Genomic DNA, 14,980 nt, shown 5'->3' on the forward strand with positions numbered 1-14,980 from the left:
ACCTGGGCTAACGTTGACCCCGTCGCAGGGGGGCCGGAGATTCGCAGGCAAACCGCACAATTGCCCTGGAACCTCTTTCCTGGAGATCCCGTCCAATGTGTGCGGCGGAGCACCGCCGTAGGCACTTCAACCACTCGCATCCAATAGAGTCCTTGCCATGAGCCAGCCGGAATCCGCGATCGCGGACGCCCAGGCGGGCGGCCCGAAGAACGGCACCCCAGACAAGGGGCAAGAGCCGCTGGCCAAGCTCGCCGAGCGTTACGGACTTCGGCGTGCCATCGCACGCCCTAGTCTGCCCGTCTACCTGCGCCAGTTGTGGGAACGACGGCACTTCGTCATGACGTACGCCACATCGCGAAACGTCTCGAAGTACAGCAATTCAGCCCTGGGCCAGCTGTGGCAGGTCCTCACGCCCCTGCTCAACGCCGGGATCTACTACCTGATGTTCGGCCTGATCCTCGGGGCCAAGGGCACCATCCACAACTACACGGCATTCCTCATCACCGGGATGTTCGTCTTCACCTACACCCAGCGCTCAGTGAGCGGCGGCGCCAAATCCATCTCCAGCAACCTGTCGCTGATCCGCGCCCTGCACTTCCCCCGTGCGGCGCTCCCGTTCGCCTACACGATCCAGGAGTTCCAGCAGCTTCTGATCTCCATGGCCGTGCTGCTGGTACTCGTGCCCCTCACCGGCGAGCCGATCACCTGGATGTGGTTGCTGGTCCCGGTCGCCCTGCTGCTGCAGACGATGTTCAACATCGGCACCAGCATGGCCCTGGCCCGCGTGGGCGCCACCGCCCGCGACCTGAACCAGCTGCTGCCCTTCATCATGCGCACCTGGCTCTACGCCTCCGGCGTGTTCTTCTCCATCCAGGACAGGATCGTCGCAAACACCCATCTGCCCCAGTGGGTCGCCGACCTGATGTACTTCAATCCGGCCGCCGCCCACATGGAGCTCATGCGCGATCTGCTCATCAAGTCACACCCCACCCCTAACCAATCCTGGATCTGGTCCGTCTGCGTATTCTGGGCAGTGTTCGCCCTGATCGGTGGCTTCTGGTACTTCTGGCGAGCCGAGGAGAAGTACGGCCGTGGCTGAGTTGACCGAGGAGCTGTCGCGAGTGAAGGCCGAGGAGCCCGGCGTCCCCAGCACGGACGTCAGGGTGCATCCCAACCCGGAGCCCACCGGCAAGGGCCGCGAGCCCGTTCCCACTGTCATCGTGGACGACCTGCACATCATCTACCGCGTGTACGGCGCGGCCACCGACGCCGAGAAGGGCAACGCGGCCAACGCCCTCATGCGCCTGCTCAAGCGTCAGGGCCGGCCGCAGATGAAGGAGGTCCACGCCGTCCGCGGCGTCTCCTTCGTGGCCCACCACGGCGACGCCATCGGCATCGTCGGCCGCAACGGCTCCGGCAAGTCCACCCTCCTGCGGGCCATCGCCGGGCTCCTGCCGCCCCACTCGGGCGCGGTCTACACCGACGGCCAGCCCTCCCTGCTCGGCGTCAACGCCGCGCTGATGCGCGAGCTCACCGGCGAGCGCAACATCGTGCTCGGCTGCTACGCGATGGGCATGAACCCCACACAGGTGAAGGAGAAGTATGACGACATCGTCGACTTCTCCGGCATCGGCGAGTTCGTGCAGTTCCCCATGTCGACCTACTCCTCCGGCATGGGCGCCAGGCTCCGCTTCGCCATCGCCTCGGCCAAGGCCCACGACGTGCTGCTCATCGACGAGGCCCTGGCCACCGGCGACCGCGACTTCAAGCGCAAGAGCCAGGAGCGCATCAAGCAGATGCGCGCGGAGGCCGGCACGGTCTTCCTGGTCGCGCACAACCTCGACGTGATCGAGGAGACCTGCAACCGGGTCATCTGGCTGCACAAGGGGAAGATCAAGATGGACGGCGACCCGCAGACGGTGCTCGCCGCCTACAACAACGTGTGACGGCAGGGCAAGATGAGGAGCGACTGACAAGACGCTTCCATCGGAGGTGAATCGTGTCCTCACGGCCACCGATTCCATATGACTTCCTGCCTCAGGTCCCCGCTCTGGCCGTCGAGAGCGACGACGTCCGGGACGGTGAGTCCCTCTCCGAAGCACATGTGTTCAACGACTGGGGCTCGACCGGGCAGAACATCTCCCCGCACCTGCGCTGGTCGGGCGCCCCGGAGGGCACCCGCAGCTACGCGGTGACGTGCTTCGACCCCGACGCCCCGACCGGCAGCGGGTTCTGGCACTGGCTGCTGATCGACATCCCCGCCGGCGTGACCGAGCTGCCCACCGGCGCGGGCGGCGCCGGCACCACCTTCGGCGTGCACGGCCGCAACGACTACAGCCGCAACGAGTACGGCGGCGCCGCCCCGCCGCCCGGCTGGCCGCACCGCTACATCTTCGCCGTGCACGCCCTCGACGTGGACAGGCTCGGCGTGGACGCCGACACGCCACCGGCCGTCGTGGGCTTCAACATCACCGCCCACACCCTGGCCCGCGGATACATCGCACCTGTGTACGAAACCTGAGCGGCGCGCGTTGCCCGCGACACCGGCGTGTCGCGGGCAATCGGCTGACACCGTGATGAGCGTTCCGCTATGATTCGAACGTTGTTTCGAACCTTAGGAAGCCTCATGGAGTGGGGGCGCGCGATGCGAGAGCTGTCGACCGCGATCGACCACCTGGCTGCAGAAGACCCGTCCGAGATTCCCCATCTCCAGCTCACCCAGCAGCTCATCGAGCTGCACTGGCAGATGGCAAGGCTTCAGGCCCAGATCGCCCGCCGCACCTCCGTGCGGGAGCCGGGCCTCTGAAACGCGAAGAGCCGGCCGGCGTGCGCCGGTCGGCTCGTTCGTTGTCGTGCTACCTCGGTGACTGTTCCGCGGCGCCTCGGCGACCTACGGGGTGGTGGGTGCGATGTTCTGCCCGCTCTCCCCGCTGGTGCTGTTCATCGCGACGGAGGCGGACCCGGCGACCGGAGCGAAGGTGTTGACGCCCTGCTCGGCCCCGGCCGCGGGCTGGGCCTCCGCCTGCCAGGCGCCCTGCGAGTCGGCCTGGTTCGCCACGCCGACGACGCCCTCGTTCCCAGCCTGCGTGACCTCCGCACCCTGCGTGGTCCCCGCGACCTGCTCGGTCCCCGTCTGCGTGACTTCCACGGCCTGTGCGGTCTCAGCCTGCGCGACTCCCGTCTGCGCAACCTCCGCACCCTGCGCGGTTCCCGCGACCTGCGTGACCTCCGCACCCTGCGTGGTCCCCGCGACCTGAGCGGTCCCCGCGACCTGAGCGGTCTCAGCCTGCGTGGCTCCCGTCTGCACGACCTCCGCACCCTGCGCGGTTCCCGCGACCTGCTCGGTGCCCGCCTGCGCGGTGCCCCCGGCCTGCGTGGTCGTGGCGGTCGGCTGGCCGTTGACCGGCGCAACGTCCCTGACGGTCTTGGGGGATGAGCCGTCGCCCGTGGCGACGACCGTGGGCGAACCACTGGAGCTCAGGTTGCCCGACGGAACGCCAGTGGCCGTCGCGACGGCGGCCGAGACCGCTTCGAGCAGGCCGGCGTCCTGGCAGTCGGAGAAGCCGGAGAAGCCGGACAGGACCTCCTGGCAGCCGACCACGACGTCCTGGCAGCCGACCAGGACATCGTGGCAGCCGGGCAGACTCAGGGCGGGAAGGTCGAGGTCGGACAGGACGTCCTGGCAGCCGACCATGACGTCCTGGCAGCCGGGCAGACCCAGGCCGGGAAGGCCGATCAGGGGATCCCCGCTGTCGACCAGGTCCCCGACGAACCCCCCGAGCGTTGTGGAGACGGCGTCGGCCGCATACTGGCCGTCGAGGATCTCGTATGAGTCCGCCTGAGCAGGCGCGCAAATCGCCGCCGCGAAACCGAACGCCGCCACGGCCACGACCGTCTTGATGACTCGCTTCATGAATGCCTTCCAGCTTGTAATCGGCCCGCTTGATTTCTTGGAATGGCCAGGAATATGAGGCCCAAGAACCTGTATTACCGGCGGGCGCGATTTAGAGGGCCACATGAAACGCGCCGGCCGGAAGCTGCTCGGCATTTGTATCACCGCCTCGACCGCCCCCCAAGCCCGCACACGATGATCAAATTACCCTCGCAGACAAGGCTTGAGGCCGACAGGACTGCGCCGGGCGGGCATGGAGGCCCACCCGGCGCAACCGGTAAGTATGAAAATATGGCCACAAAGGACTACGGTTCGCCGACCTTTATGCCGCAAACATCACAGAGGTCCGAGAAGCGCTTCCATGACCTCGAGAACAAGGAACTGGGAAAGGGGTGGGAAAAGGTGATCGCGAGTCCGGCCGTCAGATTTTCCGGTTGCCGGATATCCGCTTGACCCGGCGGATCAGGCCGACAGCCGCTGGTCGACCACCGCGGGCTCGAACGGGAAGCGGTCGGCGAACGCCGGCCTCAGGTCGGTGAGCCATGTGGCCTTCGGGTCGTACCGCGCGAAGAACGGGCGCCCGACCAGTTCGGGGTCGCGCGCCTGGATGAGGTGGAGCACGAAGACCTTCTGACCGGCGATCTCCGTGACGCCGTCCACGCAGACCTTGCCGGGCGTGGCCGACATGGAGGGGCCCCGCACCGTACGGCATAGCCCCGAAACGCTCGCGTAGGCGTCCCTGAAGATCTCGTACGCGCGGGCGAGGGGCACCGCGAAGTAGTCCTGCGGTCCGGTGTCCCGCTCGACGAACATGTAGTAGGGCACCATGCCCATCGTGAGCTGCCTGCGCCACATGGACGACCAGGTCTCAGGAGTGTCGTTGATCGATCTAATCAGCGGCGCCTGGGTCCGGATCACCGCACCGGTGGAGATGATCCCGGCCACGGCGGCCTCCGCGACGGGAGACTCCATCTCCCTCGGGTGGGAGAAGTGCGCCATGAACGCCAGGTTCTTGCCCGCGTCCACCACGGAGGAGAACAGGCGCAACGTGTCGTCGGCGTCAGGGTCCGAAACGAACCGCTGCGGCCAGTAGGCCAGCGACTTGGTACCGATGCGGATGGATTCGAGCTGCTCGATCTCCAGGAGCGGCTCCAGATAGCGGCGAAGCACCGGTTCACCCATGATCATGGGGTCGCCGCCGGTGAACAGCACGCTGTTCACCTCGGGGTGATTCTTCAGATAGCCGATCAGGTTGTCGATGTCGTCGGAGGCGAACTTCAGATCCGGTTCCCCGATGAACTGCGCCCACCGGAAGCAGTACGTGCAGTAGGCATGACAGGTCTGCCCCTGCTTGGGGAAGAAGAGCACCGTCTCGGGATATTTGTGCTGCATGCCAGGCATCGGCTCCTTGCCGATGCGCGGGACGTTGAGGTCGAGCTGACCGGCCGGGTGCGGATTGAGCCGCATCCTGACCTTGTTTGCGGCTGCCTGGATTTCGGCATTTGGGGCGCCCGCGCTCAGAAGACCTGCCAGTCTGGTGACGTCCGTCTCGGGAAGCATGTCCGCCTGGGGGAAGACCAGCCGATATATGGGATCGTCGGGCACCGCCGACCAGTCGATGAGCTGATCCACCACATAGGCGTTGGTGCGAAAGGGCAGCACGGTGGCCACCGCCCTGATCCGGAGCCGCTCCTCGTCCCCGAGGCCGGCCCGCCGCAGCAGGTCGTCGAGATGCTTGGTGGTGTAGGCCCGGAATCCGCGCGTAGAGCCCTCGTTGAAGATCACTAAGCTTTTCCCTCCTTTTGTTTGCTCTTCGTGTAAACCTCTCCGGGTACTCGCGCGTCTAGGGCGCTTATATAGCGGACGCGATGAACCCCACAACTGGTTCCACTGCCGGTCAAGTTCGTCACAAATTGGTATCGCGATATATCTCGAATCGCCGTACAATCCCCCTATGACTTCCCCCCACCTCGTCCCGCATGCGCCCGCAACCGACCTCGACTTGCGCGCGTCCGACGCCGATCGCGACCGCGTGGCCGCCGTGCTGGCCGAAGCCCTCGCCACCGGCCGTCTGACCAGCGTCGAGCACGCCGATCGCCTGGAGGCGACCTACAACTCCGTGACCGTGGGCGAGCTGGTCCCGATCACCCGCGACCTGCCCGACGTCACCACCACGAGCGGCGAGCCCGCCATCGCCCGGCAGGAGGTGAACGCCGTCTTCAGCAAGGTGATCCGTGGCGGGCGCTGGCTCGCCGGGCGCCACACGACGCTGAACGCCACGTTCGGCGCGCTGATCGTCGACCTGTCCGACGCGGTGCTACCAGGGCGCGAGATCACCCTTGAGGTCAACTCCCGCTTCGGCAAGCTGATCGTCAGGGTGCCCGAGAACGCCCACGTCATCGACGAGGTCGGCGCGCTGTTCGCGAAACGCAGCATCTCCGGCGGTCTCGGCGCGGAGGGCGGTCCCGTCATCAGGGTCACCGGCCAGGCCACCTTCGGCAAGATCATCATCGCCCGGGAGAGGGCCGACTGGAACCTCCCTCACGTGCCCTGACGCACCCGGCTGACCGACCCGGCACCGACCCCGCCTACGATGCGGACAAACCATCCCGCACGAGGTGACCGCTTGCCTGATACCGACGCTCCCGTCGCCGCGCCGATCGCTCTGGACGCGATGGGCGGCGACCACGCCCCGACCGAGATCGTGGCGGGAGCCGTACAGGCGGTGAGAGAGCAGGGGATCCCGATCGTCCTCGTCGGTGCCCCTCGTCCTCTGCAGGAGGCTCTCTCCCTGCACGACGCGATCAACGAGATCCCTGTCGTGAAGGCCGAGGAGACCCTGGCCATGGATGAGGGAGCCCTCGCGAGCCTGCGCCGCCCGCGCTCCAGCATCGCCGTCGCCTGCCATCTCGTACGGCGAGGCGACGCCTCCGCCGTGGTCTCCGCCGGGTCCACCGCCGGAATCGTGGCCACCGGCAAACTCCGGCTCCGCAGCCAGCCCGGAGTCCTCAGGCCCGCCATCGCCGTCGCCCTGCCGACTCGCCCCAACCCGACCATCCTGCTGGACGCGGGGGCGAACGCCGAGGTCAAGCCGGAGATGATGGTGCAGTTCGCGCACCTCGGCACCGCCTACGCGGAGACCGTCCTGGGAATCACCGAGCCCAAGACCGGCCTGCTGACCATCGGCAGCGAACCGGAGAAGGGCAACAAGCTCGTCAAACGCGCGCACGAGCTGCTGTCGGCCGCCCCGGGCCTGAACTTCGCCGGCAACGTGGAGGGACACGACCTGCTCACCGGGGTCGTGAACGTCATCGTCACCGACGGCTTCACCGGCAACGTGGCACTCAAGACCATGGAGGGCAGCGTCCGCTACGCCTTCAGCGAGCTCCGCGAGACGATCCAGGAAAGCCGCGCGGCCCGGCTGGGCAGTCTGCTCCAGAAGAAACGCCTCAAGGACCTCTACCAGCGCCTGGACCCCGAAGTCCACGGCGGAGCCGTACTGCTCGGACTGAACGGCACCGTGGTCATCGCGCATGGAGCCTCGCAGGCCAAAGGCGTGAGCGCCGCCTGCGCGCTGGCCGCCAGGCTGGCCCAGCAGGGCGTGGTGACCCGCATCGGCGAACGCCTCGCCGCCTCCCACCGGCCTCATCGCCTCTGGTAGCTCTCCGTGAGGGTGACGGCCCCCGCGTAAGGTGGGAGAGCCACACCAACCTCGGAGGGATGCGTGGAGCGGTTGGCGGAGCAGGGGCTGACCTCGGCGGAGGTCACCGAACGGATCTCACGCGGCCAGGTCAACGAAGTCCGGCGCCGGTCGAGCAGGTCGCTCTCGGCGATCGTCCGAGCCAACGTCCTCACCCTGTTCAACGCCGTGATCGCCGTCCTCTGGATACTGATCATGATCTTCGGGGAGTGGCAGGACGGGCTGTTCGGGCTGGTGATCGTGGCCAACTCGGCGATCGGCATCGTCCAGGAACTGCGGGCCAAGCGCACCCTGGACCAGCTCGCCGTGGTCAACGAAGCCCCTGTCAGGGTCCGGCGGGACGACGCGAACGCCGAGATCCCACCCAGGAAGATCGTGCTCGGCGACCTCGTCCTGATCGGCCCCGGCGACCAGCTTCCGGTCGACGGAGAGGTGCAGGACGCCGGCAACCTGGAGGTGGACGAGTCCCTGCTCACCGGCGAGGCCGACCCGATCCACAAACGCCCCGGCGACCAGGTGCTCTCCGGCAGCTTCGTGGTCGCCGGCACCGGTTCCTACGTCGCGACCGAGGTGGGCGGAAACGCTTACGCGGCCAGGCTCGCGGAAGAGGCCAGCAGGTTCCACCTGTCCCACTCGGAGCTGCGCGACGGCATCACGAAGTTCATCAAATACATCACCTGGCTGGTCGTCCCGATCGGCGCGTTGCTCATCTGGAGCCAGGTGGGGAAGATCGGCGACTTCGGCCAGGCCATCACCGGCGCGGTGGCGGGCATCGTCACCATGATCCCCGAAGGCCTGATCCTGATGACCAGCATCGCCTTCGCCGTCGGCGTGATCCGGCTGGGCAAGCGCCGGTGCCTGGTCCAGGAACTTCCCGCCATCGAGGTCCTGGCCCGGGTGGACGTGCTCTGCCTGGACAAGACCGGCACGCTCACCTCGGGTGGCATGAGCCTCGGTGAGGTGCGCACGCTCCGCGACGACCTCCCCGTTCACGAGGCCCTGGGCGCGCTGGCCCACCTGGACCCGAACCCCAACCCCACCGCCCGGGCGGTCCAGTCCCAATACGCCGCCCCGTCCGGCTGGACCGCCACCGTCCAGGTGCCCTTCTCCTCCGCCCGCAAGTGGAGCGGAGCCGAGTTCGCCGGGCGGGGCGCCTGGCTCCTCGGCGCCGCCGACGTCCTGCTCAGCCCCGGGAGCGCCGCGTACGCCGAGGCGGAGGAGCGGGCCGCCACCGGCCTGCGCGTGCTCGCCCTGGTCCGGGTCGCGTCACTGCGGAACCTCGCCACTCCCGGCGACTCCGCCGCCCTTGCCGCCCCCGGCGACCCCGATGACCCCGACGGCCACTCCGCCACCCCCGACGACCTCGACTATCCCGGTTATCCCGGCGACCTGGGCCCCGTGGAGGCCGCGGCCATCGTCGTGCTCAAGCAGCGGATCCGCCCCGAGGCCGCCGGCGCCCTCCGATACTTCGCCGAGCAGGGCGTCACCATCAAGGTCATCTCCGGCGACAACCCCGAGTCGGTGTCGGCCATCGCCACCTCCCTCGACATTCCCGGCGGGAAGCACTCGGTGGACGCCCGCGCCCTGCCGGAGAACGACCCCGGGAAGCTGGCGGAGATCATGGACACCACCACCGTTTTCGGCAGGGTCACCCCGCACCAGAAGCGGTTGTTCGTCGGCGCACTCCAGGCGCGCGGTCACACCGTCGCGATGACCGGCGACGGGGTCAACGACGTGCTCGCGCTCAAAGACGCCGACCTCGGCGTGGCGATGGGCTCGGGCAGCGGTGCCACCCGGGCGGTCGCCCAGGTCGTGCTGATGGACGACGACTTCACCAGCCTCCCTTCCGTGGTGGCGGAGGGCCGCCGGGTGCTGGCCAACATCGAGCGCGTCTCCAGCCTCTTCCTCACCAAGACCTTCTACGCGCTCATCCTGTCCCTGCTCACCGGCGTCATCGGGCTCGCCTTCCCGTTCACGCCCCGTCACTCCACGCTGGTCAACGCGCTGACGATCGGCGTCCCGGCGTTCTTCCTGGCCCTCGCGCCCAGCCACGAACGCGCCAGACCCGGGTTCGTACCGCGGGTGCTCCGGCTGGCGATCCCCGCCGGGGTCATCTGCGCGATCGCCGTCTACCTGTCGTACTGGATCGCCCAAACCGGCACCTCCACCCTGGAGGAGAACCGCACCTCCGCGGTGATCGCACTGTTCATCACCACGTGGTGGGTGCTGGTCCTGATCGCCCGGCCGTACACCTGGTGGCGCATCGGCCTGGTGGGCGCCATGGCCGCCCTGTTCGCGCTGGCCCTCGCCCTTCCGCCCACCCGGGAGTTCTTCGCGCTGGCACCGGGAGACCTGAGCAACGACCTCATCGCGATCGGGATCAGCGCCGTCGCCTCGGCCGCGCTGACGGTCGTTTTCAAAACCGTGCGATCGCCTGATATTTCGCAGGGTCACAACGGGTCAACCGATACCCTTAAGCCATGACCGACCCGCAGCTCGTTCTGTCCGAGCGCGTCCAGCAGGCGCTGGCCGCCGCCTTCGGTACGGAATACTCCGACGCAGATCCGCTGATCCGTCCCTCCCAGTTCGCCGACTACCAGGCGAACGTGGCGATGAGCCTGAGCAAGCGACTGCGACGAGCCCCGCGGGAGGTCGCCCAGGAGATCGCCGACCACCTCACCGGTCGCGCCGAAGGCGCACAGGGCGAGCCCTTCCCCGGCACGGTCGAGGTCAGCGGTCCCGGCTTCCTGAACCTCACGCTCTCCGACGACTGGATCGCCGCCCAGGCGGCCGAGATCCTGAAGGACCCGCGCAGCGGCGTGCCCCTGTCCCCCTCTCCGCAGACCGTCGTGATCGACTACTCCGCGCCCAACGCGGCCAAGGAGATGCACGTCGGTCACCTGCGCACGACCATCGTCGGCGACGCCCTGGCCCGGGTCCACGAGCACCTGGGCAACAAGGTCATCCGGCAGAACCACCTGGGCGACTGGGGCACCCCGTTCGGCATGCTCATCGAGCATCTGCTGGACATCGGCGAGGAGGCCGCCGTCGCCCAGCTCGAAGCCGGTGAGGGCAACGAGTACTACCAGGCCGCCCGCGTCAAGTTCGACTCCGATCCGGAGTTCAACAGGCGCGCCCGCGCGCGGGTGGTGACCCTGCAGGCCGAGGAGCCGGAGACCATGCGGCTCTGGCACATCTTCATGGACGCCACGGTCCGCTACTTCAACAAGGTCTACACCCAGCTCGGCGTCACCCTGACCAACGAGGACATCGCCGGCGAGAGCATGTACAACCACGTGCTCGCCCAGGTCTGTGACGAGCTCCAGGAGCGCGGCATCGCCGTGATCAGCGACGGCGCGCTCTGCGTCTTCCCGCCCGGCTTCACCGGCCGCGAGAACCAGCCGCTGCCGTTCATGATCCGCAAGGGCGACGGCGGGTACGGCTACGCCACCACCGACATGGCCACGATCCGCTACCGTGTCGACGACCTCAAGGCCGACCGCATCCTCTACGTGATCGGTGCGACGCAGGCCCTGCACATGTCGATGCTGTTCGCCTCGGCCAGGATGGCAGGCTGGCTGCCGGACCACGTCCGCGCCGAGCACGTCCAGATCGGCAGCGTGCTGGGCAGCGACGGCAAGATGTTCAAGACCCGCAGCGGCGCGTCGATCAAACTGCTCGACCTGCTCGACGAGGCGGAGACCCGCGCCGCCGCCGTGCTCGCCGACCGCGACTACGACGACGCCACGCGCGCCGAGATCGCTCACGGCGTCGGCATGGGCGCGGTCAAATACGCCGACCTGTCGGTCAGCCACGACAGCGAGTACGTCTTCGACTTCGACCGCATGCTCGCCCTGACCGGCAACACCGGCCCCTACCTGCAGTACGCCACGGCCCGGATCCGCTCCATCTTCCGCAAGGCGGATGTGGACCCGGCCACCGCGACCGGCTCGATCGTCCTCGGCCACCCGGCCGAGCGCGCTCTGGCCCTGCAGCTTCTCGGGTTCGGCTCGGTCGTGGAGGAGATGGCGGAGGGGTCGGTGCCGCACAAGCTCGCCAACTACCTCTTCGACACCGCGAGCGTCTTCACCACGTTCTACGAGAACTGCCCGATCCTGAGGGACGACGTCGACCCGGCCACCCGCGCCTCACGGCTCGCCCTGGCCGCGCTCACCCTGCGCGTGCTGGAAACCGGCCTCGGCCTGCTCGGTGTCCCGGTCCCTGAACGCATGTGAGGTATCCGCCGGATGATCGCCTTGATTCGCCATATCGAGGTGATCATCCGGCAAAGTTAGGTTCGGCGCGCCTCACAACGGGGATGCCCGAAGCGCATTACGCTGGCGCGGTCATCGGTCACAACTTCGGAGAGTTCTCTGCCTTGAGCACGGACCTGACCGCGAGCCCCCACGCCAAGACGGAGTTGCACCGCTACGCCGAGGCGCTCCTGGCGAACCTGGCCGCCGACACCGCCTGCTCCATGCCGCCGTCGGGCCTCCCGGACGTGCCCGGCTACTGGCTGGCTCCGGCCGTCGAGGCTCTCGTGCTGCTCATGCGGGGCGAAGACGCGCTCGAACCCCTCGGCCGCGCCGCCCAGCTCGACGGACAGCGGACCGCGCTCTTCCTCTGCCTGGCCCTGGCCGTCTCGGGTCAAGGTGATCAGATCCATGCCTCCTGGCTGGGCATCGCCTTCGGCGAGCTGTCCCTGGACCGTCCGGTGACCCACGGCCAGCGTGCGCTCTGGCTCGCCGCCGCGAGGGGCGCGTACGGCCCCGCGGGAAAGATCTTCGTGCTCCGCAAGCTCGACGCGCTGGCCGCGCCCGCGCAGGTGGAACCCGACCGGTGGCTGAGCGCGCTGACCCCGCACGAGCCCTCGATGGTGGTGCCCCCGTCCCTGGTCGACTTCCCCGAGCTCGCCGAGCTCCCGGAGCTGGCCGAGCCCGTCCAGGCCGCCGCCCAGCTGGCCCGCCTGCGCGGCCGCTGCCTGGAGATCACCTCAGCCCGCGAGAGCACCGGCCGGAGGATGGCCAACCGCTCGGGCAGGCCCGCCGCCGTGTGGGCCGAGGACGAGCCACTGGCGGTGCTCCGCCAGCTGATCGGCTCGGGCGGCCCCGAGGGGCCGATGAACTCGCTCACCGGCCACCTCCTCGCCGACCTGCAGCCCGGCTCCGACCCTCACCTCGCCGCCATCGCGTTGCACGTGGCCGCACCGGTCGTTCGGACCGCCGCAGAGGCCCTCGCCCGAGCCACCCAGGTGAACCCGCCCGAGTCGGTCACCATGCCGCTCCTCGGGCACCGTGTGGTGCTCCGGCCGGAAGGCCCCGACCCCGAGTCCCTGGCCGCCGCCGAAGAGCACATCACCATCGAAGGCGTGCCCGCTCGCGACTGGCCGTGGCCGGCCTACGCGTTTGTCGTCCTTGGTCTGGCGGCGCTGGTGGCCGCGCTCGTCACCCCGGTGACGCTGCCGCTCGCCGCCCTCGCGGTGGCTTCGCTCGCGGCCGGAGGCCACCGGCTCTGGCGCAGGCACAGGCGCGAGCGGGCAGACGCCGAATACGTCACCGCGCAGCTGTCCGAGCTGCGGGAGCTTGCCGAGGGCGCCGTGTGGGCGTTGCACGAATACGCCCGCGAGGCCGAAGTGCGGATCAAGACCGCGGACGCGGATCTGGCCGAGCTGACCCGTCTGCTCCGCAGGGGCCCCCGCGCCGGATAGCCGGGGGCGCCGGATCGGAGAACCGGCCGGATCGGGGAACCGGCCGGATCGGGGAAACGCGAGTATGCCCGGAACGTTCCGGTCGTTTTCCGCCGTTTCCGGAATCAGCCGGTGGTGATCTCCACCTCGGCCGGAGCCAGGAGGAAGACCTTCTCCGCGATGCGCTCGATACGGCCCTCACAGCCGTAGGCCAGCCCCGCGACGAAGTCGACCATCCGCGTGGCCTCGGCGGTGCTCATGCCGTTGACGTCCATGATGACGGTCTGGCCATCGCGGAAATGCCGCCCGATGATCGGCGCGTCGTTGTACTTCCGCGGCGTCAGCATCACGATCCGCGAAGGCTCGGTCACCGGACGCCAGCGCTTGGCCGCGCGCTCGGAGGCGGGCTGCCACTCCTCGCCCTCGACATCGACGTCGTCCTCGTAGTCGTAGGACTCGTCGTAGTCCTCTGTCCCACCCAGGCCAAGGTAGGTCGCTACCTTGCGCACTGCCCCCATCGGCTTGTCCTTTCCTCAGGACCACGCCGCACTCGGCCTGTCCCTACTCCCTTGGACGGTAACCGACGGATAGAAGTTCGCCACGCGACACGCCCAGGGCTTATTCCCATTTTGTACGGCTAGCGCACTGGTATACCTGACCCTCATACCCGCTTTCTAGTGAATATTGCCGAACGGTTAGCATTACCACATGCGTATCTATACGGTCGATTCGTTTACCGACCAATTTTTCAAGGGTAACCCCGCAGGAGTCTGTCTACTCGACAATCCGGTTCCGGACCCCTGGATGCAGTCCCTTGCGGCGGAGATGAGACACTCCGAGACCGCCTTCGTGCTCGGAGGAGAAGGCGGGCAGCCTTATTCACTCCGCTGGTTCACGCCGGCGGTCGAGGTGGCCCTGTGCGGGCACGCAACCCTGGCGACGGCGCATGTGCTGTATTCCACAGGATCCGTTCCGGAAACCCTTGAGTTCTCGACGAAGAGCGGCCTTCTCTCGGTGACCAGGGACGAAACAGGGCTAATCAGCATGGATTTCCCGGCAAAAGCGCTCGAAGAGGTGAGCCCGCCGAAAGGCCTGCTGGAGGCGCTCGGAGTCGAAGCCCGCTGGGTCGGCAAGAACGTGTGGGACTACCTTGTGGAGGTCGACTCCGAGGAGACCGTTCGCGGCGTCTCTCCCGACTTCCTCGCCCTGGAGGCCGTGGACGCTCGTGGAGTCATCGTGACGGCGCGAGCGTCGCGATCTGACGCAGACTACGTCTCCCGATTCTTCGCCCCCAAGGTCGGTGTCCCCGAGGACCCGGTGACCGGCTCCGCCCACTGTGCCCTGGCACCATACTGGTCGGGCAAGCTCGGTGCGGACACCCTTGTCGGCGCCCAGCTCTCCCAGCGGGGCGGAGTGGTTCGTACGGCCCTGCGCGGTGACCGGGTCGAACTGTCCGGACGCGCGGTAACCGTCCTGTCCGGCGAACTCCACGCCTGAAACCCCCACCCCGCAAACCCCACGAACCCACCCCAGCGGCCCCCGGAACCCCAACAGGGCCCCCGGAACCCCCGAAAAAACGGGGGCCCCGGGAACACCCGGACCCCCCTCAAACGCAGGAAAGGCCACCCCGAAGGATGGCCTTTCCCACAATGATTGTCCGGCGGCGACCTACTCTCCCACACCGTCCCCGGTGCAGTACCAT

Annotated in this window: 13 protein-coding genes; 10 read left to right on the forward strand and 3 right to left on the reverse strand. The window is 68.1% G+C overall.

All coding sequences use genetic code 11. From position 1 onward, the window contains the following. The first annotated feature begins 157 nt into the window (after window positions 1–157). From ACFY2X_RS18755 to ACFY2X_RS18770, 4 genes are all read left to right on the forward strand, one after another. Window positions 158–1,099 carry an ABC transporter permease gene (locus ACFY2X_RS18755; RefSeq protein WP_389939717.1) on the forward strand — a complete coding sequence of 314 codons (942 nt, stop codon included), beginning with the start codon at window positions 158–160 and terminating at the stop codon, window positions 1,097–1,099. Beyond that, entirely contained in the window at window positions 1,092–1,946 is an 855-nt protein-coding gene (locus tag ACFY2X_RS18760; protein ID WP_389939719.1) for an ABC transporter ATP-binding protein, read from the forward strand. The genes ACFY2X_RS18755 and ACFY2X_RS18760 overlap by 8 nt, the downstream gene beginning before the upstream one ends. 53 nt (window positions 1,947–1,999) lie before the next feature. After that, window positions 2,000–2,521: a YbhB/YbcL family Raf kinase inhibitor-like protein gene (locus ACFY2X_RS18765; RefSeq protein ID WP_389939720.1), complete on the forward strand. Its 522-nt coding sequence runs from the start codon at window positions 2,000–2,002 to the stop codon at window positions 2,519–2,521. Between the two features lie 105 nt (window positions 2,522–2,626). Next, the gene (locus ACFY2X_RS18770; RefSeq protein WP_389939722.1) at window positions 2,627–2,806 is read left to right on the forward strand and encodes a hypothetical protein; all 180 of its coding nucleotides are present in this window, start codon (window positions 2,627–2,629) and stop codon (window positions 2,804–2,806) included. A gap of 84 nt (window positions 2,807–2,890) precedes the next feature. On the opposite strand, the gene ACFY2X_RS18775 is transcribed toward ACFY2X_RS18770, so the two are convergent. Next, window positions 2,891–3,913, reverse strand: a complete 1,023-nt coding sequence (locus ACFY2X_RS18775) for a hypothetical protein (protein WP_389939724.1) — start codon at window positions 3,911–3,913, stop codon at window positions 2,891–2,893. Window positions 3,914–4,354: 441 nt separating this feature from the next. Continuing rightward, complete coding sequence (locus tag ACFY2X_RS18780; RefSeq protein ID WP_389939726.1) at window positions 4,355–5,677, reverse strand: KamA family radical SAM protein; 1,323 nt, start codon at window positions 5,675–5,677, stop codon at window positions 4,355–4,357. Window positions 5,678–5,846: 169 nt separating this feature from the next. Between ACFY2X_RS18780 and ACFY2X_RS18785 the strand changes: the two genes are divergently transcribed. The 5 genes from ACFY2X_RS18785 (at window position 5,847) to ACFY2X_RS18805 (ending at window position 13,299) form a co-directional block, all read left to right on the forward strand. Next, window positions 5,847–6,446, forward strand: coding sequence for a DUF1707 domain-containing protein (locus ACFY2X_RS18785; protein ID WP_389939727.1), 600 nt, complete (start codon window positions 5,847–5,849; stop codon window positions 6,444–6,446). A 39-nt stretch (window positions 6,447–6,485) separates the two neighbouring features. Then, entirely contained in the window at window positions 6,486–7,553 is a 1,068-nt protein-coding gene (gene plsX / locus ACFY2X_RS18790; protein WP_389939728.1) for a phosphate acyltransferase PlsX, read from the forward strand. A 63-nt stretch (window positions 7,554–7,616) separates the two neighbouring features. Further along, the gene (locus ACFY2X_RS18795) at window positions 7,617–10,076 is read left to right on the forward strand and encodes an HAD-IC family P-type ATPase (RefSeq protein ID WP_389939729.1); all 2,460 of its coding nucleotides are present in this window, start codon (window positions 7,617–7,619) and stop codon (window positions 10,074–10,076) included. Continuing rightward, window positions 10,073–11,827 carry an arginine--tRNA ligase gene (gene argS / locus ACFY2X_RS18800; protein WP_389939730.1) on the forward strand — a complete coding sequence of 585 codons (1,755 nt, stop codon included), beginning with the start codon at window positions 10,073–10,075 and terminating at the stop codon, window positions 11,825–11,827. Before ACFY2X_RS18795 ends, argS begins: the two co-directional genes overlap by 4 nt. 143 nt (window positions 11,828–11,970) lie before the next feature. Then, entirely contained in the window at window positions 11,971–13,299 is a 1,329-nt protein-coding gene (locus tag ACFY2X_RS18805) for a hypothetical protein (RefSeq protein WP_389939731.1), read from the forward strand. Between the two features lie 104 nt (window positions 13,300–13,403). On the opposite strand, the gene ACFY2X_RS18810 is transcribed toward ACFY2X_RS18805, so the two are convergent. Beyond that, window positions 13,404–13,796 carry a cell division protein SepF gene (locus tag ACFY2X_RS18810; RefSeq protein WP_389939732.1) on the reverse strand — a complete coding sequence of 131 codons (393 nt, stop codon included), beginning with the start codon at window positions 13,794–13,796 and terminating at the stop codon, window positions 13,404–13,406. A gap of 190 nt (window positions 13,797–13,986) precedes the next feature. Here ACFY2X_RS18810 and ACFY2X_RS18815 point away from each other — a divergent pair, with 190 nt between their 5' ends. Next, window positions 13,987–14,775, forward strand: a complete 789-nt coding sequence (locus ACFY2X_RS18815; protein ID WP_389939733.1) for a PhzF family phenazine biosynthesis protein — start codon at window positions 13,987–13,989, stop codon at window positions 14,773–14,775. Window positions 14,776–14,980 lie beyond the last annotated feature (205 nt).

Source organism: Streptosporangium sp. NPDC000396 (assembly GCF_042898655.1).
In the GTDB taxonomy this organism is placed as follows: Bacteria; Actinomycetota; Actinomycetes; order Streptosporangiales; family Streptosporangiaceae; genus Streptosporangium.